18 protein-coding genes are annotated in these 24,460 nt (G+C 73.2%); 14 read left to right on the forward strand and 4 right to left on the reverse strand.

The features are described 5' to 3' along the window. The first annotated feature begins 14 nt into the window (after positions 1-14). Positions 15-4,442 carry an nSTAND1 domain-containing NTPase gene (locus tag ACFWRT_RS17850; RefSeq protein ID WP_380949698.1) on the forward strand — a complete coding sequence of 1,476 codons (4,428 nt, stop codon included), beginning with the start codon at positions 15-17 and terminating at the stop codon, positions 4,440-4,442. On the opposite strand, the gene ACFWRT_RS17855 is transcribed toward ACFWRT_RS17850, so the two are convergent. Next, complete coding sequence (locus ACFWRT_RS17855) at positions 4,439-7,858, reverse strand: AfsR/SARP family transcriptional regulator (protein WP_380949697.1); 3,420 nt, start codon at positions 7,856-7,858, stop codon at positions 4,439-4,441. The two genes, ACFWRT_RS17850 and ACFWRT_RS17855, sit on opposite strands and share 4 nt — an antisense overlap. 321 nt (positions 7,859-8,179) lie before the next feature. Between ACFWRT_RS17855 and ACFWRT_RS17860 the strand changes: the two genes are divergently transcribed. The 3 genes from ACFWRT_RS17860 to ACFWRT_RS17870 all read left to right on the forward strand — a co-directional run bounded on the left by ACFWRT_RS17860 (position 8,180) and on the right by ACFWRT_RS17870 (position 12,267). Beyond that, positions 8,180-9,490: an MFS transporter gene (locus ACFWRT_RS17860; protein WP_380949696.1), complete on the forward strand. Its 1,311-nt coding sequence runs from the start codon at positions 8,180-8,182 to the stop codon at positions 9,488-9,490. A 111-nt stretch (positions 9,491-9,601) separates the two neighbouring features. Further along, positions 9,602-11,023 carry an NtaA/DmoA family FMN-dependent monooxygenase gene (locus ACFWRT_RS17865; protein WP_380949695.1) on the forward strand — a complete coding sequence of 474 codons (1,422 nt, stop codon included), beginning with the start codon at positions 9,602-9,604 and terminating at the stop codon, positions 11,021-11,023. Then, entirely contained in the window at positions 11,020-12,267 is a 1,248-nt protein-coding gene (locus tag ACFWRT_RS17870) for an LLM class flavin-dependent oxidoreductase (RefSeq protein WP_380949694.1), read from the forward strand. Before ACFWRT_RS17865 ends, ACFWRT_RS17870 begins: the two co-directional genes overlap by 4 nt. Before the next feature lie 83 nt (positions 12,268-12,350). Here the strand turns inward: ACFWRT_RS17870 and ACFWRT_RS17875 are convergent, their stop codons facing one another. Then, positions 12,351-12,884 (reverse strand): hypothetical protein, encoded by a 534-nt coding sequence (locus tag ACFWRT_RS17875; RefSeq protein WP_380949693.1) that lies wholly within the window; start codon positions 12,882-12,884, stop codon positions 12,351-12,353. A 187-nt stretch (positions 12,885-13,071) separates the two neighbouring features. On the opposite strand from ACFWRT_RS17875, the gene ACFWRT_RS17880 reads away from it, so the two are divergent. Beyond that, complete coding sequence (locus ACFWRT_RS17880) at positions 13,072-13,443, forward strand: PadR family transcriptional regulator (RefSeq protein WP_380949692.1); 372 nt, start codon at positions 13,072-13,074, stop codon at positions 13,441-13,443. After that, positions 13,440-14,141, forward strand: a complete 702-nt coding sequence (locus ACFWRT_RS17885; protein ID WP_380949691.1) for a permease prefix domain 1-containing protein — start codon at positions 13,440-13,442, stop codon at positions 14,139-14,141. The genes ACFWRT_RS17880 and ACFWRT_RS17885 overlap by 4 nt, the downstream gene beginning before the upstream one ends. Positions 14,142-14,177: 36 nt before the next feature. On the opposite strand, the gene ACFWRT_RS17890 is transcribed toward ACFWRT_RS17885, so the two are convergent. Together ACFWRT_RS17890 and ACFWRT_RS17895 are read right to left on the reverse strand one after the other, a co-directional pair. Beyond that, positions 14,178-15,155: an oxidoreductase gene (locus ACFWRT_RS17890; RefSeq protein WP_380949780.1), complete on the reverse strand. Its 978-nt coding sequence runs from the start codon at positions 15,153-15,155 to the stop codon at positions 14,178-14,180. 115 nt (positions 15,156-15,270) lie between these two features. Continuing rightward, complete coding sequence (locus ACFWRT_RS17895; RefSeq protein WP_380949690.1) at positions 15,271-16,215, reverse strand: carbon-nitrogen hydrolase; 945 nt, start codon at positions 16,213-16,215, stop codon at positions 15,271-15,273. A gap of 187 nt (positions 16,216-16,402) precedes the next feature. Between ACFWRT_RS17895 and ACFWRT_RS17900 the strand changes: the two genes are divergently transcribed. The 8 genes from ACFWRT_RS17900 to ACFWRT_RS17935 all read left to right on the forward strand — a co-directional run bounded on the left by ACFWRT_RS17900 (position 16,403) and on the right by ACFWRT_RS17935 (position 24,440). Continuing rightward, positions 16,403-17,509, forward strand: a complete 1,107-nt coding sequence (locus ACFWRT_RS17900; protein WP_380949689.1) for a LacI family DNA-binding transcriptional regulator — start codon at positions 16,403-16,405, stop codon at positions 17,507-17,509. Between the two features lie 587 nt (positions 17,510-18,096). Then, positions 18,097-19,359 carry an ATP-binding protein gene (locus tag ACFWRT_RS17905; RefSeq protein WP_380949688.1) on the forward strand — a complete coding sequence of 421 codons (1,263 nt, stop codon included), beginning with the start codon at positions 18,097-18,099 and terminating at the stop codon, positions 19,357-19,359. Further along, positions 19,356-19,760: a roadblock/LC7 domain-containing protein gene (locus ACFWRT_RS17910; RefSeq protein WP_365091802.1), complete on the forward strand. Its 405-nt coding sequence runs from the start codon at positions 19,356-19,358 to the stop codon at positions 19,758-19,760. Before ACFWRT_RS17905 ends, ACFWRT_RS17910 begins: the two co-directional genes overlap by 4 nt. Beyond that, complete coding sequence (locus tag ACFWRT_RS17915) at positions 19,757-20,131, forward strand: DUF742 domain-containing protein (RefSeq protein WP_380949687.1); 375 nt, start codon at positions 19,757-19,759, stop codon at positions 20,129-20,131. The genes ACFWRT_RS17910 and ACFWRT_RS17915 overlap by 4 nt, the downstream gene beginning before the upstream one ends. After that, positions 20,106-20,696: a GTP-binding protein gene (locus ACFWRT_RS17920; protein ID WP_380949686.1), complete on the forward strand. Its 591-nt coding sequence runs from the start codon at positions 20,106-20,108 to the stop codon at positions 20,694-20,696. The genes ACFWRT_RS17915 and ACFWRT_RS17920 overlap by 26 nt, the downstream gene beginning before the upstream one ends. 89 nt (positions 20,697-20,785) lie before the next feature. Then, a complete protein-coding gene (locus ACFWRT_RS17925) occupies positions 20,786-22,201 on the forward strand; it encodes a cytochrome P450 family protein (protein ID WP_380949685.1) in 1,416 nt (471 codons plus the stop codon). Between the two features lie 290 nt (positions 22,202-22,491). After that, complete coding sequence (locus tag ACFWRT_RS17930) at positions 22,492-23,622, forward strand: cytochrome P450 (RefSeq protein ID WP_380949779.1); 1,131 nt, start codon at positions 22,492-22,494, stop codon at positions 23,620-23,622. Further along, on the forward strand, positions 23,619-24,440 hold the full coding sequence (locus tag ACFWRT_RS17935) for an enoyl-CoA hydratase/isomerase family protein (RefSeq protein WP_380949684.1): 822 nt from the start codon (positions 23,619-23,621) through the stop codon (positions 24,438-24,440). The genes ACFWRT_RS17930 and ACFWRT_RS17935 overlap by 4 nt, the downstream gene beginning before the upstream one ends. Positions 24,441-24,460: the final 20 nt, after the last annotated feature.

Genomic DNA, 24,460 nt, shown 5'->3' on the forward strand with positions numbered 1-24,460 from the left:
CGGGTGGGGGCCCAGTGACAGACATACCGCAGGGCAGGGGCGGAGCCGGCCGGCCGCGGACTTCCAGGCCCTCGCAGGATCCCGGTCCCCCGTACGGCCCCGAAGCCGCCCTCGCCGCCGCCGTCGTCCGCGTCAAGGGCCCGGACGGCGTCATCGCGGGCGCCGGCTTCCTGGTCGCCGACGATCTCGTCCTCACCTGCGCCCATGTCGTCTCCGACGCCCTTGACCGGCCCCGGGAGGAGGCCGTGGAGCCCGGGGCCGAGGTCGCCGTGGATCTGCCGCTGGCCGGGAACGCGGGTGGCGCGTACGACGGTGGTGCGTACGACGGTGGTGACCGGGCCGCCGAAGTGCGCCGCTGGATCCGCGTCGAGCCCGACCGGACCGGCGACATGGCCCTCCTGCGGCTGCCGGAACCGATCCCCGGCGCCCGCCCGCTTCCCCTGGTCGACCCGCCGCAGGGCGTCTGGCACCACGCCGCCCGGGCCGTGGGGTTCACCGACGACCACCCCGGCGGCATCTGGCACAGCGGTACGTTCCGGGGGCCGACCGGGGAGGGGTGGATCCAGCTGTCCCGGTCGGACGGCGAGGGTGGTCACGTCACGCGGGGCTTCAGCGGCAGCCCCGTCTGGGACGACGAACTCGGCGCGGTCGTCGGGCTGATGGTGGCCGCCGAACCCGTGCGCGGGGCCCAGCAGGCGTTCGCCCTGCGGACCGGCACGCTGCTGGCCGCCCTGCCCGAGCTCGTCCCCCTGGTCGCTCCGCCCACCCCCTTCCGCGGGCTGGAAACCTTTCAGGAGTCCGACGCCTCGGTCTTCTTCGGACGGGGCGCCGACATCGACCGGGTGGCCGCCGCCGTGGCACGCGACAGCCCGGTCACCGTGTACGGCCCTTCCGGCTGCGGCAAGTCCTCGCTGGTGCTCGCGGGCGTGGTACCGAGACTGCGGGAGGACGGGTACGCGGTTCTGGTCGTCAACGCCGGGCACCTCGCGTCCCTACGCCACGCGCTCGCCACCGAGCTGTACGACCTGCACCTGAAGGCGCGCGCGGAGAACACCCGGCACATCGCGCCGGTCGAGAGCCCGAAGGCCGTGGCGTCCCTGCTCGGCGAGCAAGGGCTGGCCGACACACTCCACGACACCCTCGGCCCCCGGGCCACCCGGGTCCTCGTCGTCGTCGACCAGGCCGAGGCGCTCCTGGGCCGGTCCGAGGCCGAGGTGACGGAGGCCGAGGCCCTGCTCCTTGGGAAGCGGCAGCCGAAGGGCATCCGCGTCCTGCTCACCCTCCGCTCCGACTTCATGGACGCGGCGCTCAACCACCCCGTCCTCGGGACGGCGTTGGACGGCGGGGCCACCATCCCGCTCACCCCGATGTCCCAGGCCCAACTGGAGGAGGTGATCCGCGAGCCGGTCAGGTCCCTGCCGGCCGTGGCGTACGACCCCGGGCTGGCGGAGCGCATCCTGAACGACGCCGGAGGCGCTCCCGGCATCCTGCCCCTGCTCGGCTTCGTCCTCACCCAGCTCTGGGACCGGCGGGACGGTGGACGGCTGCGCCTGGAGACGTACGTCGAGCTCGGCGGGGTCTCCGGGGCCTTGGCGCGCTACGCCGAGAAGGCCTGGCGGGAGTGCGTGGACCCGGCGGACGAGGCCGACGCGCTGCGGCTGCTCACCGGGCTCGTCCGGGTGGTGCCCGGCGGTGAGGCTCCGCTGCGCCGGATGATCACCAGCAAGGAGGCGGGCGAGGCACGGTGGCGGATCGCCACGGCGCTGGCCGGACGCCGCCTGCTCGTCCTGCACGGCGACCGGGGTGCGGCGCAGACCGCCGAACTCGCCCACGAGACCCTGATCACCGCTTGGCCGACGCTGGCCGCGCAGGTGAGGACCGACAGCGACCTACTGGCGGCCCGCGCGGAGCTGCGCCACGACCTCGACCGCTGGGAGAGGGCGGGACGTTCACCCGACCTGCTGCCCGGGCCCCGTCAGCTGGGCTCCCTGAGGAGCCGGTTGTCAGCCCGCGAGGAGGAACTCCCGTTCGAGGAAAGGGAGTTCATGGTCCTGGCCCGTCGACGCCTCCGACTGCGGCGCGGCCGCGCACGGGCGGCATGGGTCGCCGCCGCGCTCGTCCTCGCGCTGATCGTCGGGCTCGGCACCTTCCTGGTCCAGCAGTCGCGGTTCGGCGCGGAACGGGAGGCGGAGGGGCGGTCGCGGTCGCTGGCGAGCCTCTCCGACGAGTTGGCGAAGCGGGACCCCGGCGGAGCGGCCCTGATCGCCATGGCTGCCCACGACCTCGCCCCCACTCAGGAGGCGAACAACGCGCTGCTGCGCCGCTACGACCAGTTCGATCAGGAACGTTGGGCTCTGACCCTGGGTGAGACGGTGGTGGACCAGGTGGCGACGAGCATGGACGGCCGGGTGGTGCTGGTGACGACCACACTCGGAGGGAGTTCGGGCTCGAAGGGCAGTGCGGTGCTCTTCGTACGGGGCGCCGGCGAGCGGATCGTGCGCGTCCGGCTCCCTCTTGCCGAGCGCGCCTTCTTTCCGCTGGTCAGCCGGAACGGCCGCAGGGTCGCCTACCTGTCGGGGAAGGATGGCGGCACCCTTGTCTGGCACGACGTGAACCGCACGGGTGACGACGCATCGGCGGTGCTGGGCCGGGGAGGCGACATCCGGGGAACGGAGTTCGGTGATGAGGGGTCGCCTTTCCCCCAGCTCCTCGGCCTGGCGGACCTCTCCCCGGACGGCAGCGAGGTGGTCACGTCGGCCGGTGGTCGCGTGACCATCCGGGAGCTGGCGACTGGGCGGAAGCGGACGTTGCCCCGCCGGATGCCCGCGATGGACGGGGTGTGGTTCGGACCGGACAAGGACACACTCGTGGGGCAGCGGCAGCCCCGCACCGGGCAGAAGGCAGCGCAGGCGCCGCCCCTGGTGGCGATCGATACGGGGACCGGCGAGCCACGTGAGCTGATGGAAGGCGTCCCGACGACGTCGCCCCATCTCGCTCTCTCCGGTGACGGCGCGGTGCTGGTGGCCTGCCGGAGGGGACGGCCGGGAACGAACGTCACGTACACGGCCGTCCGGGTCGCGGACGGCCGGGTGCTGACGCGCTACCGGGCCCGGGAGGCCGCCGACTGCGACGGCCTGGCGATCGACGCGACCGGGGCACAATTCGCCGTGCGCGAACTGCAGCGCGCCTGGGCCCTGGTCGGGACGCGGCCGGGCGGCGAGGTCCGGAAGGTCGAAGGGCCCGGCAGGCTGCACGAGAACGTCGACGACCTGTCCATCGTGGGCGATCCGGCGAACCCCGTTCTGATCATCCCGGACGAGACGTCGGTGACCGGACGCCCCCTGGGCATGGTCCCGATCAACGCCGACGGCCCGCCGGCACTGGTCGGCGACACGCCCTGGGGTGAGAAGGGGGACATGCTGGTCCGGTCGGGCGACCGAGCCGACACGCTGGGCCTCGTACGGATGGACCCGGACGGGACGGCGACCGTCCTCAAGACGGTGAAGCGCCCTCCGAGGGAGGATCCCGCGCTGTTCGTCCACATTGCTCCGGACATCGAGGTCAACCAGGAAGGAACACTGGCAGCCGACCTCGTCGGCTGGAACAAGGTCCGGATCTGGGAACTTCCCTCGCTGAGGACCGTCACCGACATCACCGTCCGTATGCCTCCCCCCGAGGGCGCTCCCAACGGAGCGAGGGAGGGTGTGGGGATCCACTTCGGCCCCCGTGACGAGCTGCTGACCGTCTCGGGCTCCACGATCGAGCACTGGAACGCCCGGGACGGCCGCCGGCTGTCCCGGGCGCTGGGCGTCCGCGACCTGGGCCCCACGGGGACGGACCGACCGGAATTCACCGCCTCGTTCCACCCGGAACCGGGGCATGTACAGCTCGCCATCGCCGACGACGGGTTTCTCCGCGCCTTTTCTCTGCGCACCGGCCGGGAGAACGAAGAACTCCGCATCAGGCTGCGGCCGGAGGCGGACTCTGCCGTTCTCGACCGGACCGGTCGCTTCGCCACCGTGCGGACCAAGGGGTCGATGATGGAGCTATGGTCGGTGGGGCGGACAGGGAAGCCGCCGCAGAGGGTGCTCGGCCCGATGGGACCGCTGCAAACCTTCACGTTCCGGCACGGCTTCCGGACCGGCAGTTCGGTGTACTTCCTGGCCGGCGGGAACTCCGTACGGTTTCAGGACGCGGCCGACCCCGAGGACCGCGGCGAGTCCTACGGGTTCGCGGAGGAACAGACGTTCCTGGCGGCCTCCGGTGACGGCAGGACCCTGCTCCGCACCATCGACGACTACACCGTGGGCATCTTCCACCTTGATCCGGAGCTGTGGAAGAAGGAGCTGTGCGCCACCCTCGGCCGCGACCTCTCCGAGGACGAACGCCGGGGTCTGCCGGTCTGGCTGCCCGACCGGATCTGCCCGCCCGGCGGCCGCTAGGAGGTGCCCTGCCCATCAGCCTTCCCCCGCGGTACGAGCCCCGCCCGTACCGCCTCCTCCGGGTCCAGCCGCGCGCCCTTCTCGTACGCCTCCGAGAAGGCCGCCTCCCCCAGCGCGACCCGGGCCGCAGCGGTGACGCGGTCGACGTCGGCGCGTTCGGCGGGCGGCAGCGGGGCTCCGGCGCGGTGGCGGGCGGCCGCTGCCGCGCCCAGGAGGGCGGCCGCGCGGGTGGCGGCGGCAGCGTCGCCGGGGAGGGCGGCCGCGCCGGCGAGGCCCTCCAGGGAGAGGGCCAGGGCGCGGGGCTCGGCGAGGGCGCGGGCGATCTCCAGGCCCGCCAGGTGGTGGGCCGCCGCCGCGTGCGCGTCGCCGCGCAGCTCGGCGACGAAGCCGAGTTCGGCCAGGAGCAGGTGGTCGCCCGCCGGGGAGGAGACGCCGGCGTAGCCGTCGCGGATGTGGAGGAGATGTGCCTCGGCGCCGTCGAGGTCGCCCGAGCGGCGGGCCCCGAGGGCGAGGCCCATCCGGGAGTGGATCTCGCCGTACTTGTAGCCCTGTTCGGCGGCGATCCGGCGCGCCTGTTCGTGCAGATCGCGGGCGCGGGCCCAGTCCCGGGCCAGCAGCGCGAGCCGCCCGAGCCCGGAGAGCCGGGCCGACACCTCCGCCCTCAGCCCCAACTCCCGCGCCAACTCCAGCCCTTCGTGCTGTCGAAGCTCGGCCTCCTCGTACGCGCCCTTGATCTCGGCCAGCGCGGCGAGCGGGGAGACGGTCTGCAACTCGCCCCATCGGTCGCCTAGTTCGCGGAATATCAGGGCGCTGCGCGTGCCGTCCCGGCCGAGGCCGGTGAGGTCGCCGCCGACCAGGGCGAGCGTCGCGCGCAGGCCCAGTGCGGCGGCGGTGCCCCACCGGTCCTCGGCGGTGGCGAACAGGGTGAGGGCGCGGGTGTTCAGCGCGCCGCTGCCGGTCACGTCGCCCGCGCTGAACAGGCCGTACGCGCAGAGCCAGAGCGCGCGGGCCCGGCGTACGGGGTCGGGGATGGCCTCGGAGGCGAGGGCGAGGGCGGGGCCGTGGCCGTGGCCGTGGCCGTCCGCCGTGGTAGTGGCTGCTGCTGCGGCCGGATCTCCCGTGAGGAGGGCGAACGCGGAGTGGAGGAGCGCCAGTTCAGGGGGGTCGTGCGTCACCGTCAGCACCGCGCCCAGGCTCCGGCGGGCCTCGGCGAGGCGGCCGCGCAGCAGCCACCACCAGGCGAGGGCGGTGGCCAGCCGGACCGCCTCCTCCGCGCCCACCCGGCGCACCGCCTCGTCCAGGGCCGTCCGCAGGTTGCCCGCCTCCGCGTCCAGCCGGGCCAGCCAGGGCCGCTGCCCGGCGCCGCGCAACTGGGGCTCGGCGTGCTCGGCCAGGGCCCGGTAATGGAGGAGGTGCCGGTCCCGTACGGCGGTGAGGTCCTCCATCTCGTTGAGCCGCTCGGTCGCGTACGCGGCGACGGACTCCAGGAGCCGGTAGCGGGGGCCGGTGGGCCCGGCCGCCACGACCACCAACGACCGGTCGACCAGCCGGGTGACCAGGTCCAGCACCTCGTCCCGGGCCACGCCGTCCCCCGCGCAGACCGCTTCGGCGGCGGCCAGGTCGCAGCCGTCGGTGTGGGCGGCGAGGCGGCGCAGGACGATGCGTTCGGGTGCGCCGAGCAGCTCCCAGCTCCAGTCGATCACCGCGCGCAGCGTCTGCTGGCGGGCCGGGGCGCCGCGCTGCCCGAGGGTCAGGATCCGGAAGCGGTCGTTGAGCCGTACCGCCAACTCCTTCACTCCCAGAACCCGTACGCGGGTGGCGGCGAGTTCCAGCGCGAGCGGGATGCCGTCCAGGCGGCGGCAGATCTCGGCGATCGCCCGGCGCTCCGGCTCGTCCGGCGCCTCCGGGTCGCGCGGGAAGCCGGGGGTGGCCGCGGCGGCCCGTTCCATGAACAGCCGTGCCGCGTCGCGGGGTTGCAGCGGTTCGACCAGGAACATCGCCTCGCCCGCCAGGCCGAGCGGCTCCTGCCCGGTCGCGAGGACCCGCAGGCCGGGGGCGGTGCGCAGGAGGAGGTCGGTGAGCTCGGCGGCGGCGTCCACGACGTGCTCGCAGTTGTCCAGGACGAGCAGGGTACGGCGGTCGCGCAGCGCGGCGGCGAGGCGGTGCGGCAGGGAGGGCGTTGCGGTGCCGGTGCCGGTGCCGGGCAGTGAGCGGGGGGCGTCGTCCCGGATGCCGAGGGTGGCGGCGACCACCTGGGCGAGGTCTGCGGGGGTGCCGGAGCGGAGACCGGCGAACTCCACCAGCCAGGCCCCGTCCGCCAGTTCGCCGGACTGCACTCTGTCCCTCTCGGCGGTGGCCGCCGCGACGGCGAGCCGGGTCTTGCCGACGCCACCAGGGCCGGTGAGGGTCACCAGCCTTGTGTGCGCCAGGAGTTGGGAGAGGTCGGCGAGCGCTGGGCGGCGGCCTACGAGGGGGGTGAGGGGGACGGGGAGGTTGGAGGGGGAGGAGGGGGAGGGCGGGGCTGTGGTGGGTGCGGTGTCTGCCGCGGGGGTGGTGGGTGTGGTGTTCAACGCGGGGGTCGCGGTGGTAGTAGGCGCGGTGTCTGCTTGAGCCGACGTGCCGTACCCGTACCCGTACCCGTACCCGTACCCGTATCCGTACGCCCCCGCGCTCAGCCCCGGCTCCTGTCGCAGCACCGCCCCGTGCAGCGCGGCCAGTTCGGGGCTCGGGTCGACCCCCAGTTCCCGCGCCAGCCGGGCGCGCAGGTCCTCGTGCGACGTGAGCGCCTCACTCTGGCGGCCCGTCGCGTACAGGGCCCTCATCCGGACGCCGACCAGGCGCTCCCGCAGCGGGTGGAGCGCCACGAGGTCGGCGAGCTCCCCGGCGAGGAGCGCGTGGTCCCCCGCCTCCAGGCGCGCCTGGGCCTGGTCCTCCAGCACCGAGAGCCGCTGCTCCGCGAGGCGCTGGGCGGCCGCCCGTACGAAGGGGGCGTCGGCGAAGTCCGCGTACGCCGGTCCGCGCCACAGCTCCAGGGCCTCGGTGAGCAGCGCGGCCCGGGCGCGCGGGTCCTGGACGGGGCGGGCCCGCGTCACCAGGGCCCGGAAGCGTACGGCGTCCAACGCGTCGTCGGTCTCGTCGGCGTCGTCGAACCGCAGCCGGTAGCCGGGGGGTTGGCGTACCACCCGGTCCCGGCCGATGGCCCGGCGCAACTGGGAGACCTTGGCCTGGAGGGCGCCCGTGGGTCTGCCCGGGGGCGCGTCGGCCCACAGGTCGTGGATGAGTCGGTCGGCGGAGACCGGTCCCCCGTCGTGGGCGAGCAGAGCCGCCAGCAGGGCCCGGACCTTGGCCTCGGGGACCCTGACTTCCCGTCCCTCGCCGTCCCACACCGCCAGTGGCCCGAGCACCCCAAACCGCATGGGCGCCACCGTACAGGTGCCGGGAACCGTCCCCCCGGGGCTCCGAGCACCGCCGCTCCGGCCGACGGCCGATGGCCGATGGCCGATGGCCGATGGCCGATGGCCGTCGGCCGGACCGCAGGCTCCCCGAAGGTTTCCCGAAGCTTCCCCGAAGCGGCCGGGCGCAGTGTCGTTCCTGCGGGTGGCTCGCCAGGAAGGCCGCCCTCGCCGGGGATCGAGGCGCCTGGCTCCGGCGCCGTACCCCTGCCTCCGCCCCGCAGTTCCTCCTCCGCCCCGCAGTTCCTCCTCCCTCCCTCCCTCCGGAAACCTGGAGCACAGTCCATGAGCACCGCACCCGACCTCAAGAGCGGGGGTGAGGAACAGCAGAAGCTTCCGCTCCCCGCCCTGCTCGCCCTCGCCACCGCCGTCTTCATCACCTGCCTCACCGAGACCCTCCCCGCCGGTCTGCTGCCCGCGATGAGCGGGGACCTGCGGGTGAGCCAGTCCGCGACCGGCCAGACGGTCACGGTCTACGCGATCGGCACCGCCCTGACCGCGATCCCGCTCACCGCGGCCACCACGGGCTGGCGGCGCAGGAAGCTGCTGCTCACGGCGATGGCCGGGTTCGCCCTCGCCAACACCGTGACGGCCCTGTCGTCCGTCTACGAGCTGACGATGGTGGCGCGGTTCGTCGCCGGAGTTGCGGCCGGTCTCGCCTGGGCCCTGCTCGCCGGGTACGCCCGCCGCCTGGCCCCCGTAAACCTCCAGGGCAAGGCGATGGCCATCGCCATGGCCGGTATCCCCGTCGCGCTCTCCCTCGGGGTGCCCGCCGGTACCTTCCTCGGCGACTGGCTCGGCTGGCGCGTGGCGTTCCTGTCGATGACCGTGCTCACGGTCGTGCTGTTGGTGTGGATCTTCGTGGGCGTACCCGACTTCCCCGGCCAGGAACGCGGCGAGCGGCCGAAGCTGCTGCGCACCCTGACCATTCCGGGGGTCTCCCCCGTCCTCTTCGTCACGCTGGTCTTCGTCCTGGCGCACACCATCCTGTACGCGTACATCGCGACGTTCCTGAAGGACCTGGGCCTGGGCGGCTCCACCGGCCTGATCCTGCTGGTCTTCGGCGCGGCCTCGCTGGCGAGCATCTGGATCGTCGGGGCGCAGATCAACCGCCGGCTGCGCGGCCTCACGGTCGGCGGCGCCCTGCTGGTCGCCGTCGCCTCGCTGCTCCTGGCCGTCCTCTCCGACACCACCGCCCTCGTCCATGTGGCCGCCGCGCTGTGGGGTCTGGGCTGGGGAGGTGTGCCCACCCTGCTGCAGACCGCCGTGGGCGACGCGGGTGGCGAGTCCGCCGACGCGGCGCAGGCGATGCTCGTCACGCTCTGGAACGTCGCGATGGCGGGTGGCGGCATCGCCGGCGGCATCCTGCTCGACACGCTCGGCAGTGCGTCCTTCCCCTGGACGGTCCTGCTGCTCCTGCTACCGGTGCTCGCGGTCGTGCTCTACGCCCGGAGGGCCGGGTTTCCCGTGCACCGGCCGGTGGCGGAGGCCGGGGCTGAGGCCGAGGCCGGGGAGGGGTCAGGCTCCGGAGCCGGAGCCGGAGCCGGAGCCGGAGCCCAGGAGGCCTCGGCCCACACGCCCGCCACCAGGGCATGAACATCTCGTGCAGCAGGGCCGGTTGACCTGTCCAGTCAGGTTCCCGCGCAGGCACGCTCTGTGAGCCACCCCCCCCCATTCCCCCAACCCACCCCTGGAGGAGACCGCATCGTGCCCGCCACCACCACCACCAAGAGGCAGGTGCATCTCGCAGCGCAACTGCCCGGCATCCACAACGTGACCGTCTGGTCGGACCCGCGCTCCGAGAGCCAGATATCCATCGACTCCTTCATCCGGCTCGCGCAGACCGTCGAACGCGGCAAGTTCGACTTCTTCTTCCTCGCCGAAGGGCTACGGCTGCGCGAGCACAAGGGGCACGTCTACGACCTGGACATCGCGGGCCGCCCGGAGAACCTGACCGTGCTGAGCGCCCTGGCCGCCGTCACCACGCACCTGGGCCTCGCCGCCACGGTCAACGCCACGTTCAACGAGCCGTACGAGGTGGCGCGCCGGTTCGCCACCCTGGACCGGCTCAGCGGCGGGCGGGCCGCCTGGAACGTGGTCACCAGCTACGACGCCTTCACCGGCGAGAACTTCCGCCGGGGCGGCTTCCTCCCGGAGGCCGACCGCTACACCCGGGCCGCTGAGTTCCTCACCACCGCACGGGAGTTGTGGGACAGCTGGCCGGACGGGGACCTGAAGGCCGACGCGGCGACGGGGGCGTTCATCGCCGCCGGGACCGGCCGCTTCGCCCACCGGGGGCAGCACTTCGACATCTCCGGCCGGTTCACCACCCCGCCAGGACCGCAGGGCCACCCGGTGATCATCCAGTCCGGGGAGTCCGACGCGGGCCGGGAGTTCGCCGCGTCCGACGCCGAGGTCATCTTCAGCAAGCACAACCGGATCGACGTGGCCCGTGAGTTCTACCGGGATGTGAAGCGGCGCCTGGCCGCGTACGGCCGGAGCCCTGATGACCTGCTGATCCTTCCCACCGCCAACGCGGTCGTCGCGGACACCGACGAGGAGGCCGCCGCGTACGCGGAGGAGATCAGCCGCGAACTGGTCGGCCCGCAGACCGCGATCGCCCACCTGGAGGCGGTCTGGGGCCGCGACCTGTCCGCGTACGACCCGGACGGGCCGCTGCCCGGTATCGAGCCCGAGGACGACGCCCACTTCCTGAAGGGGCACTCCGTCTTCCGCAAGGGCCGGGCGGAGACGGCCCGGCAGTGGCGCAAGCTCGCCGAGGAGCGGAACTTCTCCATCCGGGAGCTGGTCATCGAGGTCGGCGGGCGGCAGACCTTCGTCGGCAGCCCGCGGACGGTCGCCGACGCGATCGACGACTACGTCCAGAGCGAGGGCTCCGACGGCTTCGTCCTCGTCCCGCATCTGACCCCCGGAGGCCTGGACGACTTCGTGGACCGGGTGGTGCCGATCCTCCAGGAGAAGGGCGTCCACCGCGACGACTACACCGGCACCACGCTCCGCGACCACCTGGGCCTGTCCGCCGCACCCCGCCCGGCCGGCTGGGGCGGCCCCGGACAGCCCCTGCGCACCGGGCACGACCACGACTACGACCAGGAGACCTCCGCATGACCGGCGCCCCCGGAACCACCGGCACCCCAGCCGCCCCCGCCACCCCCCTCCACCTGGCCGTCGCGCTCGACGGCGCGGGCTGGCACCCGGCCGCCTGGCGCGAGGAGGGCGCCCGGCCCGGCGAGCTGCTCGACGCCGCCTACTGGGCCGACCTCGTCACCGAGGCCGAACGCGGCCTGCTCGACTTCGTCACCTTCGAGGACGCCCTCGGCCTCCAGTCCGCCGCCTTCCACCTCCCCGACGACCGCACCGACCAGGTCAGGGGCAGCATCGACGCCGTCCTGCTCGCCGCCCACCTCGCCCCCCTCACCACGCACATCGGCCTGGTCCCGACCACCAACGTCACCCACACCGAACCGTTCCACCTCGCCATCGGCATCGCCACGCTCGACCACGCGAGCCGGGGCCGGGCCGGCTGGCGCCCGCAGATCGCCTCCCGCGCGGCCGACGCCGCCCACTTCGGCCGCCGCACCACACCCCAGCTCACCGCGGACGACGTCACCGACTCGGAGCGGATCTCCCAGCCGCTGCGCGCGCTCTTCACCGAGGGCGCCGAGGTGGTGGAGGCAGCCCGGCAGCTCTGGGACAGCTGGGAGGACGGAGCGGAGATACGGGACGTGGCGACGGGCCGCTTCCTGGACCGCGACAAGGTCCACCCCATCGACTTCCGGGGCACGAACTTCAGCGTGAAGGGCCCGTCGATCACCCCGCGCAGCCCTCAGGGCCAGCCGCCGGTGGTGAGCCTGGCGCACGCCACCACCCCGTACGAGTTCGCCGCTCTCAGCTCCGACGTCGTCGCCGTCACGCCGCACGACCGGGCGGGCACCGCGTCGGTCCTCGCCCAGGTCGCCGAGGCGGTGGAGCGCACCGGCCGGGACCTGACGGACCGGCCACTGCGCACCTTCGCGGACTTCATCGTCTTCCTGGACGACGAACCGGGCGCCGCAGCCCACCGCAAGGCCCGCCTGGACGAGGCGGCCGGAGCCGAACTCGCCTCGGACGCCGAGATCTTCACCGGCACCCCCACCGAACTGGCCGACCTCCTCGTCGACCGGCGCTCCACCGGCCTGGACGGCTTCCGCCTCCGCCCGGGCGCCCTGCCGCACGACCTCACGGGGATCACCCGGGGCCTGGTACCGGAGTTGCAGCGGCGCGGAGTGTTCCGTACGGAGTACGCGTCCACCACGCTGCGCGGCCACCTCGGCCTGGCCCGCCCCACCAGCCGCTACGCGAAGGCGGGTTGACGCACGGCGGAAGAGAGGTCCCGGGGTCCCGGCCGCCCGTGGTCAGGCCCCCGCGGTCAGGTCCTGTCCTCGGGCCCCTGCGGTCAGGCCCCCGTCGTCGACCCCGGACGAACGATCATCAGCACGACGACCGTCGCCCAGAGCAGGTTGAATATCCCGGTGGTCATGGCGAGCCGAGCCGCCGCCGACCGCCGCTCGGCCACCGTGAGAGCGCCCGCGGCCGAGGGAGCGCCCGCACCCGCCTCCGTACCGACGACGACCGGGTCCTGTCCCGCCCCCTCCTCCAGCAGCTCGCGCTGCCCCGGCAGGACCATGGCCATCAGGAGGCCGGCGGCGATCGACGTCAGCACGATCGACGCCACCAGCCAGGCATCGCCCAGCACCCCCATCTGCGCCCCGGTGGCGAAGCCGAGGACGGGCACGGCGATGCCGACCACCGCGTACGCCCGGCAGAGCTTGTGCAGGAAGGCGGCCGTACGGAGGTCATGGTCGTGCGGCCCCTCGCCACCGGGCGCGGGCGGCTTGGCGTAGCGGGGAAACATCGAGGCGGCGACCGTGATCGGCCCGACCGCCAGGATCGACGCCAGAACGTGCAGCGAGAGCAGCAGCTTGGTCACGGAGGGGTCCTTTCGGGTTCGCTCGGCGGGAGGCTGAGATCACCTGCCCGTGCATTGGCTGCCAACTTATGGATGGCCGCCCCAGGAATAGCACGAATCGGGCCCACATAGGTAGGCCGTCTACGTATGCAATCGAATCGCCGGCCTCGCTGGCCTTCCCGTCCCCCTATCTGTAGTCTGCCTACGCATGAGGCAGGATGCGGTACGCGGACATCTGGACGGTCTCCTCCTGGCGGTTCTCGAACCGGCCCCGCTGCACGGATACGCGATCATCACCGCGGTCCAGCAGCGCAGCGGCGGCGCGCTCGAACTGCGGACCGGCACCATCTACCCGGCACTGAACCGGCTGGAGCGGCTCGGCCTGCTGCGCAGCACCTGGGAGTCGGAGGGAGGGCGCAAGCGGCGCTGTTACGCGCTGACGGAGGCGGGCGCACGCTTCCTCGCCGACGAGCGCACGGCCTGGCAGGACTTCACCACCGCGATCGGCTCGGTCCTCAACCCGATCACCCCGCAGTCGCACCCGTACCCGCACCAACACCTGCACGGACAGGGCGCATGACGACCGGCAGCCCGTCGTGCGACGGCCGGGACGGCGATCTCGTAGCGGCGTACGTCACCGAGCTGGACGGCCTCCTGCGCGGACCCGCCCAGGCCAAGTCCCGCCTCGTCGAAGAGGCGCGCGACGGGCTCACCGAGACCGTGGCGGCCCGCACCCGCGCAGGCGAACCGTACGAGCGGGCGGTCCGCCAGGCGGTGGTGGAGTTCGGCTCGGCCCGGGAGCTGGCCGAGAGCTTCCAGCGCGAACTGACCATCGCCCAGGCCCGGCACACCGCCCGCGCCGTCGCCCTGAGCGCCCCTTTCCTTCTCGCGTGCTGGTTGCTGGTGCAGCGGGTCGGCGGCCCGCAGGACGCGGCCGTGCCCCGCACCGCGCACCTGCTCGCGACCAACCTGGCCACGGTCGCCGGCGTGGCGGTCCTCCTGGCCGCCGTCCTCCTGGCCGCCACCGGCAGGCTGGCCCGGCACCTCCCCGTCCCGCACCGGCTGCCGCTCACCGTCGCCTGGACCGGCACCACCGCGAGCGTCTCCATGGCCGTCGCCACCCTGGCCCTCGCCACCGCGTCGGTCCTCGCCGACAACTGGCCGCTGACGGCGGCGGCCTGCGCGCTGGCCGCCGTCTCCCACGCCGTCGTCGCCGGCTCGGCCCGCGCCTGCCGCCGGTGCGCACGGCTCCCGTCGGGAGAGCCCGTCACGCTGTAGAGGAAGCGGCCTGCCCGCGACCGGAGCCGGAGGGAATCAGCCGGTCGCGGCGCTCCGGTGCAGGCCGTCCAGCAGCTCCAGCTCGTCCTCGGAGAGCCGCAGGGCTCCGGCGGCCACGTTGGCGGTGAGGTGGCCGAGGTCGCCGGTGCCGGGGATGGCCAGCACATGCGGGCCCTGGTGCAGGGTCCACGCCAGCCGGACCTCCGCCGGGCTGATCCCGCGCGCCTGCGCCACCGCCAGCACCTCGGCGGGCTCGGCCCCGGTCGCGCCGCCCTCCCGGCCGGCCGCGGCTATCGCGTAGAAGGGCACGAACGCGATCCCCTGCGCCCCGCACTCCTGGACGAACGCGTCGTCCTCGGGCCGCACGCCGATCCCGTACCGGTTCTGGACGCAGACCACCGGGGCGATGGCCTGGGCCTCGGCGAGGTGGGCGGGGGTGACGTTGGAGAGGCCGAGGTGGCGGATGAGCCCGGCCTGGCGCAGCTCGGCCAGAGCACCGAAGCGCTCGGCTATCGAGTCCGGACCGGCGACCCTCAGGTTCACCACGTCGAGGTGGTCGCGGCCGAGCTGGCGGAGGTTCTCCTCGACCTGGCCGCGCAGCGCCTCCGGGGTGCGGGCGTGGGCCGCCCACCGCCCCGTGAGATCCCGGGCCGGGCCGACCTTGGTGGTGATCACGAGGTCGTCCGCGTACGGAGCGAGGGCGCTGTTGATCAGCTCGTTGGCCGAGCGCATCGGGGAGAAGTAGAAGGCGGCGGTGTCGATGTGGTTCACCCCGAGCTCGACGGCCCGGCGCAGGACGGCGAGGGCGGCCCCGCGGTCGCGGGGGACGGCGTCGGGCACGAGCGCCCCGCCGGTCTGCGGCAACCGCATCGCGCCGAAGCCGATGCGGTTGACCGGCAGATCGCCGAGGGTCCAGCGGCCGGACGCGACCGCGGTGATCGGGCCCGTGGTGATCGGGCCCGTGGTGATCGGGGCCGCGGTGATCGGGGCCGCGGTGCTGCTCGTGGAGGTCATGGAGGTCATATCCGAATGATCTCCGCCCGGCGTGGATCCGGGCCATGGGGTTGTCCCGCCGATCGGCCCTGAGGCCCGCCCTACCTGATCACTCCGCTCGCTCCACTCACTCCGCTCACTCCGTGGCCGTGAGCGGACCGTACGCGTCCGGGCGGCGGGTGGTCAGGAACGGGAACAGCTCCAGCCAGTCGCGGCGGGCGTCGAGGTCGAGGTCCGCAACCAGGACGGCGGGCTCGTCGCGCGGGGCCTGGGCCAGGACGCGGCCGTACGGGTCCACGATGAAGGAGCTGCCGTAGAAGGTGAGGCCGTTCTCGGCGCCGATCCGGTTGGGGACGACCATGAAGGTGGCGTTGGCGATGGCGTTGCCGGTGATCACCTTCTGCCAGAGCGGCTGGGAGTCGAAGCCGGGGAAGCCGGGCTCGGAGCCGATGGCGGTCGGGTAGACGAGGACGTCGGCCCCGGCGAGCGAGTAGGCGCGCGCCAGCTCCGGGAACCACTGGTCCCAGCAGGTCGGCAGGCCGAACCGGGCCTCGTCCACCGTGACCAGCGGGAACGCGTCGTCGCCCGCCGGGCCCGCCCGGAACCAGTCGTCCTCGTAGTACCCCTCCGTGACCGGAATGTGCGTCTTACGGGTGCGCTGGGCGAGGGTGCCGTCGGGGGCGACGAGGATCGCGGTGTTGTAGCCGAGGCCGTCGTCCTGGCCGCCGGGCGCCGGGGCCTTCTCGTACAGGGAGGCGTGGACGTACACGCCGTACGCGCGGGCGGCCTCGGCGGCGAAGGTGAAGGTGGGGCCGGTCAGCAGCTCCTCCGGCGCGGCGGGCGCGGGGTGGTCGGCGCGGCGGACGACCGCGAAGTACGGCGAGAGCGTCAGCTCCTGGAGGCACACCACCCGCGCCCCCTCGGCGGCGGCGAGGCGGATGCCCTCGCGCAGGGCGGCGCGGTGCTGGGCGGGGTCGCGGTGCCACCGCTGCTGGACGGCCGCGACGCGCAGGGGGGCGCGCTCGGCGGGACGGGTCCGTGTCGGGGAGGCGGGCGGGTTGTACGCGGTGATCAGACGCATGACCAGTTCCAGGGGACGGGGAGGCGGGGTAGGGAGAGATGCGGAGCAGGGAAGGGAGGGGAGGGGAGGGGAGGGGAGGGGAGGAGAAGGCTGCCGGAACGTTCCGGCACCCGCCGAATCTAACCCTGCCGGAACGTTCCGGCAACCCTCCACCTCGTACGATCGCCACCGTCTAGACTTCACCCCCGTGACCTCCCGGACCGTGACCCTGCTCGACGTAGCCCGCACCGCCGGGGTCTCCAAGAGCACCGCGTCCGACGCCCTCCAGGGCTCGGGCCGCGTCGCGGAGGCGACCCGGGACCGGGTCCGCGCGGTGGCGGAGGAGCTCGGCTACCAGCCCAACAGCGCGGCGCGGCGGCTCCGCCGCTCCAGCACCGGAGCGATCGGACTGCATCTGCCGCAGACGGCGACCCGGCTGGACTACTACATGAACCTGGCCTTCGGGGCCGTGGCGCGCGCCCAGGAGGAAGGCCTCGATGTCGTCCTGCTCGCCCCGGAAGGAGCGGCCGCCGGACGGGTCGCCTCGCGGGTCGACGGGCTGCTGGTGATCGACCCCGAGGTGGACGACAGCGCGGTCCCGGGCCTGCTGGACGCGGGCGTTCCGGTGGTCACCGGCGAGCGCTACCTCGGCCCCACCGCCACCCCCACCGGCGCCGTGATCTGCGACAACGCCGCCTCCCTCACCGCACTCCTGGACCACGTCACCGAACGCGGCGCCCGCCGCCCCGCCGTCCTGGCCCCCGCCGGCACCTCCGCCTGGGCCACCGCCCTCCGGGCCACCGCCGCCTCCTGGGGGCAGGAGCACGGGGTGGACGTGGCGCTGCGGACCGTGCCGTTCGCCGCCACCCCGGGCGAGGCCGAGGAGACGACGCTGGCCCTGCTGCGGGCGGACCCGGCGGTGGACGCGGTGATCTGCGCCCCGGACGGCGCGGCCCCGGGCGTCCTGCGGGCGGCGGCGACGCTGGGCCGTACGGTGGGGACCGCTTCGGGGCGTACGGTCGGGTCTCCGGCCCGTACGGTCGGCGGGACGGGTGCTCGTCAGGCCGCAGGCACCGGCCCCCACAGAGCCACCGGCCCCCGCACCCCCCTCCTCGTCGCCTCCTGCGTCGACGGCACCGCCACCCGCTCCGCCGAGCCGCCCGTCACCGCCGTCGACCTGCGCCCCGCCGCGTACGGGCGCGCCTGCGCCGAGCTGCTCTGCGACATCCTGGCGGGCCGCACCGCCCCCGACACCGTCCGCCGCCACGCCTGGGCGCTGGAGACGCGGACCTCCACCACGACCGAGCCCGCCTGAGCAGCACCACTCAACTCACCACCCCGCCAAGCCCATTGCGGTATACATGCATACGGCACACTCTTCCGGGCGCATCCGGACGCGGACCCCGGGAGGGCGCATCAGGCCTACCGCCTGGTGCGCGACGCGTTCCCCCTCTTCCGGCACGAGGCGTCTTCACCCGCGGGCCGAAGACCCTGCCGCTCCGCTTCACCCCCGCGTCCCCCTGACGGACGACTGCCACCCCCACCGGCGTCGTATGCGACGGCACCCAGGACCGCACGGCGTCGCCCACCCCCAACACCCCACCCCATGAAGGGAATCCGGCCGGAACGTCCTCCTCCACGTCTCCGCAATGTGAACGTTCTGCGTCGAGTGGCAACTGGCCTGGCGAGCTTGACATTTCGTCGTGCGGCCGATGATAAGATCATCTTACTTCCAGTGGGCTGATGGCGTATGGGGGCATTCCGGGAGGGATGAATTCCTCGGCCCCACCTTCGGAGGGGCACCTCCCGAAGCGGCGCACGGTCGTGGCGAACGAGCCCTGGCTGCGTGCCGCCTGACGGGGTGTCAAGCCGTTTCCAGCCATGGCACTTGAAGTGAGTCTCATGACATTTCCACAGGGCCCCGTCATCTGGGCGCTGGTTGTCGTAGCACTGGTCGCCGTGGGTGCCGTTCTGCGGGCTCGCGCGACCAACATCAAACTGCGCAGAGGCAACGCCGAGCTGAGCGCGGAGCGCGACACGCTGCTGCGCCAGCGGGACGAGCTCCACGTCGTCCACAACGGGCTCCTCCAGCGGCAGGCCTCCGAGCTGGCCGAGGTCCGCAAGGACGCCGAGGAGGAGACCAAGGCGGTCCTCAAGGCCGCCGTCCGCACCCTCCAGGGCCTCGCCGACGAGCAGCAGGTCGTGATCGAGAAGGCCCAGCGCAAGTACGGCGACGACCCCGGGATCCTCGCCGACCTGATGGCCGTGGACCACGCCAACAGCCAGTTCGGGCGGCGTGCCCAGGGCATCGCGGTGCTCTGCGGCGGCTGGCTCGGCCGGCGCGAGACCGTGGCCTCCGTCTTCGACGTGGCCCGCAGCGCCCAGGGCCGGATCCGCCACTTCGACCGGGTCCGGGTCAACGGCCAGGTGAACTTCTCGGTCGTCAGCCGGGCCGTCGAACCGGTCGCGGTGGTCCTCGCCGAGCTGCTCGCCAACGCCACCAACTACTCCGCCCCCGGCACCCCGGTGGAGATCAACATCCAGGCCGTGCCGACGGGCGTCTGCCTCATCGTCGACGACGCCGGTCTCGGCATGGGCCAGGAAGAGAAGGACCGCGCGGCGGCCCTCCTGACCCCCCAGGCGGCGATCAGCGTCTCCAGCCTGGGCATCCCGCCGCAGTTCGGGTTCGCCGTCTCCGGGATGCTCGCCGCCCGCTACGGGTTCCGGGTCTCGGTGGACTCCGTTTCCCCCTATGGAGGCGTACGCGCGGTGGTACTGATCCCCGACGAGCTGCTCACCACGGAGGTGCCGCAGTCCGCCGCACCCACCGAGGCCCCGGAGGCGTACGACCCCTACGGGACCCAGCAGCAGCCGCAGGCCGCCCCGCAGCCCGACCAGTGGCAGCAGGCCCCCGCGCCCACCCCGCTCTTCCCGCCGACGGACCGGCGCCAGGACACCGCGACCCAGCAGCTCGCCCAGATCACCACCACCTCCGGCGGGCTGCCCAAGCGTCGTCGCAAGAGCCCGGTCTCCGCCGTGCCCCCGGCCGAGCCCCAGCCGCTGCGCAGCAACGAGGAGACCGCCTCCCGCCTGGGTGCGTTCCAGCGCGGCACCCGCTCCGGGCGGGACACGACGACGACCACGGAAGGATCCGAGATCCAGTGAACCCCGATCTGTCCTGGGTACTCAACGATGTGCTCCAGGTACCCGGAGCCCGGCACGCGATCCTCGTATCCGCCGACGGCCTGCTGCTCGCCAACTCCAGCGAGATCGGCCGGGACGACGCGGAGACCGTAGCCGCCGCCATGAGCTCCATGCAGTCCCTCAGCCGGGCCGTCGCCCCCTTCATCGGCACCCGCAGCCCGGGCCGCTGGCGGCAGACGCTCCTGGAGTACGAGGACGGCTGGATCTTCCTCATCGCCGCCGGCACCGGCGCCTACCTCGCCGCCACCGCCGCCGCCGATGTGGACATGGAGGCGATGTCCTTCCGGATGCAGCAGCAGGTCACCGCGCTGGGGAAGGCGATGACCACACCGCCCCGCCGACACGCGGACAGCGAGATATGAGCGCGCCGGGCGAGGAGTCCAGCGTCAGCAGCGGGTTCGTCCGGTCCTACGTCATCACCGGAGGACGGGGGCTGCCGGACGCGGACGAGCTCTCCCTCGTCACGCTCGTCACCCTCGCTCCCGACCGGCAGCCGCCGCCCAACCCGAGCCCCGAGGTCAAGGCGATCTGGGAGCTGTGTTCCGGCGGCTACCTCTCGGTCGCCGAGGTCGCCGGCCACCTGGGCCTGCCGGTCGGCGTGGCCCGGCTGCTGCTCCAGGACTTAAACCAGCAGGGACACCTGCTGCGCCGCAAGGCGCCGCCACCGGCCGAGCTCGTCGACAGAAAGATCCTCGAAGAGGTGTTGCATGGACTCCAAGTCCGGTTCGGCTGAGAGCATCTATGTGCCGGACGCGGTCCAGCGCGCGGCGAAGATCCTCGTCGTCGGGCACTTCGCCGTGGGCAAGACCACCCTGATCGGCACGCTCTCCGAGATCACCCCGCTGCGCACCGAGGAGCGGATGACCCAGGCCGCCGCCCAGGTCGACGACCTGCGCGGGGCGCCCGACAAGAAGACGACCACGGTCGCCCTGGACTTCGGGCGGCTGACCCTCAGCGACGAGCTGGTGCTCTACCTGTTCGGTACGCCGGGTCAGCAGCGGTTCGTGGAGCTGTGGGAGGACATGGCGCGCGGGTCGCTGGGCGCGCTCCTCCTGGTCGACCCGGCGCGGCTGGCCGACACCTTCCCGGTGATCGACCTGGTCGAGACGTACGGGCTGGAGTACGCGGTCGCCGTCAACAGCTTCGACCCGTACTCGCAGCACGCCGAGGACGAACTGCGCGAGGCGCTCGACCTGCTGCCGTCCACCCCGGTCGTCCACTGCGACGCCCGGGACCAGAAGTCCTCCGCGCAGGCCCTGATCACGCTCGTACGTCACCTCCTCGCGCACGCGGCCTGAGCCCGCGCCGCCCCACCACCCCCGCCACCCCTCCCGTATCCCGCAGCCGGGGCCGACCGGGCCCCGCGATCACACCGAGGAAGCCGAACATGGACCCGTCGCCGGGAGCCACCCCGTACAGCGCCCCCGCCGGGTGCCCCATGAGCCAGCAGCAGACCTCGCTGTACGGGCCGGAGTTCGCCGCCGACCCGCACCGCGTGTACGACGCGTTCCGGGCGCACGGCCCCGCCGCCCCGATCGAGCTGGCGCCCGGGGTGGACGCCACGCTGATCGTGCAGCACGAGGCGGCGCTGCGGGTGCTCCAGAACCCGGCGCTGTTCGCCCGGGACTCCCGGCGCTGGGCGGCGCTGCGCGAGGGCGCGATCCCGATGGACAGCCCGGTGCTGCCGATGATGATGTACCGGCCCAACTGCCTGTTCACCGACGGCGCCGAGCACCTGCGGCTGCGCAAGGCGGTCACCGAGTCGCTGGCCCGGCTCAACAGCAGCCGGCTCAGCCGGGACGTCGAGCGGATCGCCGACTACCTGATCGACCAGTTCATCGAGCGCGGCACCGCCGACCTGCTCAACGAGTACGCCAAGCTCCTGCCGCTGCTGCTGTTCAACCAGCTCTTCGGCTGCCCCGGCGACATCGGCGACCGGCTGACCCGGTCGATGTCCGCCATCTTCGACGGCGAGGACGTGCTGCGCGCCAACGGGGAGCTGACCGAGTGCCTGATGGAGCTGGTCGCGCTGAAGCGGCGCCAGCCCGGTGAGGACATCACCTCCTGGCTGATCCAGCACCCGGCAGGGCTGCGCGACGAGGAGCTGAAGGACCAGCTCGTGATGCTGATGGGCGCCGGGGTGGAGCCGGAGCGCAACCTCATCGCCAACGCGCTGCTGCTGATGCTCGCCGGTGACCAGCCGGGCGGGCCCGAGCGGCGCGGTTCGGGGATGCTCGTCGAGGACGCGCTGGACGACGTCCTGTGGAACAACCCGCCGATCGCCAACTACGCCACGCACTACCCGGTACGGGACATCGAGCTGGACGGCGTGGTGCTGAAGGCGGAGACCCCGGTCCTCATCAGCTTCGCCGCCGCGAACAGCGACCCCTCCCTCACCGACGCCCGCCAGACCCTGAGCAAGGGCGCCCACCTGGCCTGGGGCGCGGGCCCGCACGTCTGCCCCGCCAAGTCGCCCGCCACCCTCATCGCGCTGACCGCGATCGAGAAGATCCTCAACACCGTGCCCGACCTCTCCCTGGCCGTCCCCGCCTCCGGCGTCGCCTGGCGCCCCGGCCCCTTCCACCGGGCCCTGGTCGCCCTGCCCGTACGGTTCACCCCGACCGCCGCCCGCCGCACCGCCACCGGCACCCAGCCGCCGGCGCCGACGTCGACCTCGGCGCAGTTGCCCGACCCGTACCGGAACGCGGCGCCCCAGCCGGCTCCCGCCGGTCGTCACGCTGCGGAGCCGGCCAAGAAGCCGAAGGGTTGGTGGAGCTCGTTCCTGGACGTCTTCCGCGTCTGACGGACCGTCGTCCGCGTATCACTCACGGACCGACAATTCGCAGAGGACAACGGGCATTTGTGACGATTGCATGTGACGGGGGCAACAAACAACGATGCTTGGCGCAGCTATCCGGAAGGGTAGGTTCTGGTCGGTAACCATGGGCCTAGGTCAAGGAACTCTGCGTGAGCATCACGGGCGGTACAACCAGGACCCCGGACGGACGGCGCGCGGTCATCGGTCTGCTCCGCAGACTCAGTTCACCCGAGGGACAGGCCGATCCGTACGGAATACTCGCGGAGCTGCGGACGATGGGTGACGTCGTCCGCGCTCCCTGGAACGGTTACTTCGTCACCGGCTTCGACACCTGCAGCCAGGTGCTGCGCGGCCGCACCTGGCTCGCCCCCGACTTCGCCTGGCAGGAGCGGCAGGACGACTCCAAGCAGTGGGACGCGATCGCGACCCGGGAGATGACCGGCACGCTCGCCCGGCTGAACGCCCCCGAGCACACCTGCCAGCGCCGCTCCTTCGGCAACCTCTTCGACCGCTCCACCATCGAACGCCTCACCCCCGACGTCGAGCGCGACGCCGACCGGCTCCTGGACGAGCTGGCCGACAAGCTCCGCTGGGGTGAGGCGGACTTCGTCTCCACGGTCAGCGAGCAGTTGCCGATCCACACGGTCGGCCCCTGGCTGGGGCTGCCGCCCGAGGACTACCCCCACATCCTGGAGATCACCCACAACCAGGTGTTCGCCCAGGAGTTGCTGCCCACCAAGAGCCAGTTGGCGATCTCCGCCGAGGCGACCGCGCAGTTGCGCGCGTACTTCACCGCTCTGGTCGCCCGCCGCCGGGCCGAGCCCCGCCACGACGTGCTGACCGGGTGGATCCACACCTGGGACGCGATGGAGCCGGACCGGGAGCGGGCGGACGAGATCCTCTACCGGCTCACCATGTTCGTCACCATCGCCTCGCTGGAGACCACGGCGACGCTGCTGACGTCGATGACCTCGCTCCTGCTGGCCGAGCCCGGCCGCTGGGCGTGGCTGCGGTCCTACCCGGAGCACATCGACGCGGCCGTCGACGAGGTGCTGCGCTACGACCCGCCCATCCACATCAACACCCGGATCGCCGCCGAGGACACCGTCCTGGCCGGCGTCCCGATCACGAAGGACAGCATGGTCCACGTCCTGTACGGCGCCGCCAACCACGACCCCCGGCGCAACCCCGACCCCGGCGCCTTCGACATCCTGCGCGGCGGCAGCCACCTCACCTTCGGCGGCGGGGTGCACTACTGCCTGGGCGCGGCGCTGGCCAAACTGGAGGCGCGGACGCTGCTGGCCCGCATGCTGGATCGTTTCCCCACTCTGCGGACCGCCTCCCCACCGGTGTACGCGCCCCGGATGGTCTTCAGACGCATCACCTCCATGGGCGTGGCGCTGTGAAGCTCTCGCTGCCCGACTTCCTGACCCCCTCCTCCCCCCAGGCTCCGGCGACGGTACGCACCCGGCGCGAGGGCCCCGTCCTGCACGTGGAGCTGTACGCCCCCGAGACCGGCAACGCGGTCACCGAGACGATGCTGGACGAGCTGCTGGAGGCCGTCACCGCACCCGATCCCGAGGTGCGGGTGCTGGTGCTCAGCGGCGCCGGGGCCGACTTCTGCCTGGGCGGCGACCGTGCCGAGTTCGCCGACTGGCTGGAGGAGGACCCGACCGGCCGGGGCATCCGGGTCGCCGGGGAGAAGGCCCGCCGGGTCTGCGAGGCGATCTCCGGCAACCGGGCCGTCACCATCGCCCGGGTCCAGGGCAAGGCCATCGGCGCGGGCCTCGCGCTCGCCCTCGCCTGCGATCTGCGGGTCGGCGCGGACACCGCCTCCTTCCGGCTGCCGGAGCTGGCGCTCGGGCTGCCGACGGCCTGGGGCGGGCTGCTGCCCCGGCTGATCCATGAGGTCGGCGCGGCCCGGGTCCGAGAACTGATCCTGACCGGACGGGCGTTCGACGCCGCCGAGGCGCAAGCGCTCTCCGTCCTCCAGCGGGTCGTTCCGGAGAACGAATTGGATCAGGCTGTCGAGGCCTGGGCGAAGCCCGTCGTACGCCGCCCCGAAGCGGCCCTGCGGGTGACGAAAGCCCTGCTCAACTCCTATGCGGCCGCCACCCGGATGGCCGATCCCTCGTTCCTCGACGCGGAGCTGATGGCCTCGGTCGCGGCAGCCGGTCGGCGCACACCCCCTCGCACTCCTGGGCCCGACCCGTCACACTCGTAACAATCAACAGGGGAGGTCCC

Origin of the sequence: Streptomyces cyaneofuscatus (assembly GCF_042718795.1) — a bacterium.
Classification (GTDB): Bacteria; Actinomycetota; Actinomycetes; order Streptomycetales; family Streptomycetaceae; genus Streptomyces; species Streptomyces cyaneofuscatus_A.

Bases quoted from the DNA above. Each gene is read 5' to 3' on its own strand.
- ACFWRT_RS17880 (WP_380949692.1), top strand. From the start codon at position 13,072: ATGAGGCAGGATGCGGTACGCGGACATCTGGACGGTCTCCTCCTGGCG.
- ACFWRT_RS17860 (WP_380949696.1), top strand. From the start codon at position 8,180: ATGAGCACCGCACCCGACCTCAAGAGCGGGGGTGAGGAACAGCAGAAG.
- ACFWRT_RS17895 (WP_380949690.1), bottom strand. From the start codon at position 16,215: ATGCGTCTGATCACCGCGTACAACCCGCCCGCCTCCCCGACACGGACC.
- ACFWRT_RS17920 (WP_380949686.1), top strand. From the start codon at position 20,106: ATGGACTCCAAGTCCGGTTCGGCTGAGAGCATCTATGTGCCGGACGCG.
- ACFWRT_RS17905 (WP_380949688.1), top strand. From the start codon at position 18,097: ATGACATTTCCACAGGGCCCCGTCATCTGGGCGCTGGTTGTCGTAGCA.
- ACFWRT_RS17890 (WP_380949780.1), bottom strand. From the start codon at position 15,155: ATGACCTCCACGAGCAGCACCGCGGCCCCGATCACCGCGGCCCCGATC.
- ACFWRT_RS17915 (WP_380949687.1), top strand. From the start codon at position 19,757: ATGAGCGCGCCGGGCGAGGAGTCCAGCGTCAGCAGCGGGTTCGTCCGG.
- ACFWRT_RS17925 (WP_380949685.1), top strand. From the start codon at position 20,786: ATGGACCCGTCGCCGGGAGCCACCCCGTACAGCGCCCCCGCCGGGTGC.
- ACFWRT_RS17930 (WP_380949779.1), top strand. From the start codon at position 22,492: ATGGGTGACGTCGTCCGCGCTCCCTGGAACGGTTACTTCGTCACCGGC.
- ACFWRT_RS17885 (WP_380949691.1), top strand. From the start codon at position 13,440: ATGACGACCGGCAGCCCGTCGTGCGACGGCCGGGACGGCGATCTCGTA.
- ACFWRT_RS17870 (WP_380949694.1), top strand. From the start codon at position 11,020: ATGACCGGCGCCCCCGGAACCACCGGCACCCCAGCCGCCCCCGCCACC.
- ACFWRT_RS17855 (WP_380949697.1), bottom strand. From the start codon at position 7,858: ATGCGGTTTGGGGTGCTCGGGCCACTGGCGGTGTGGGACGGCGAGGGA.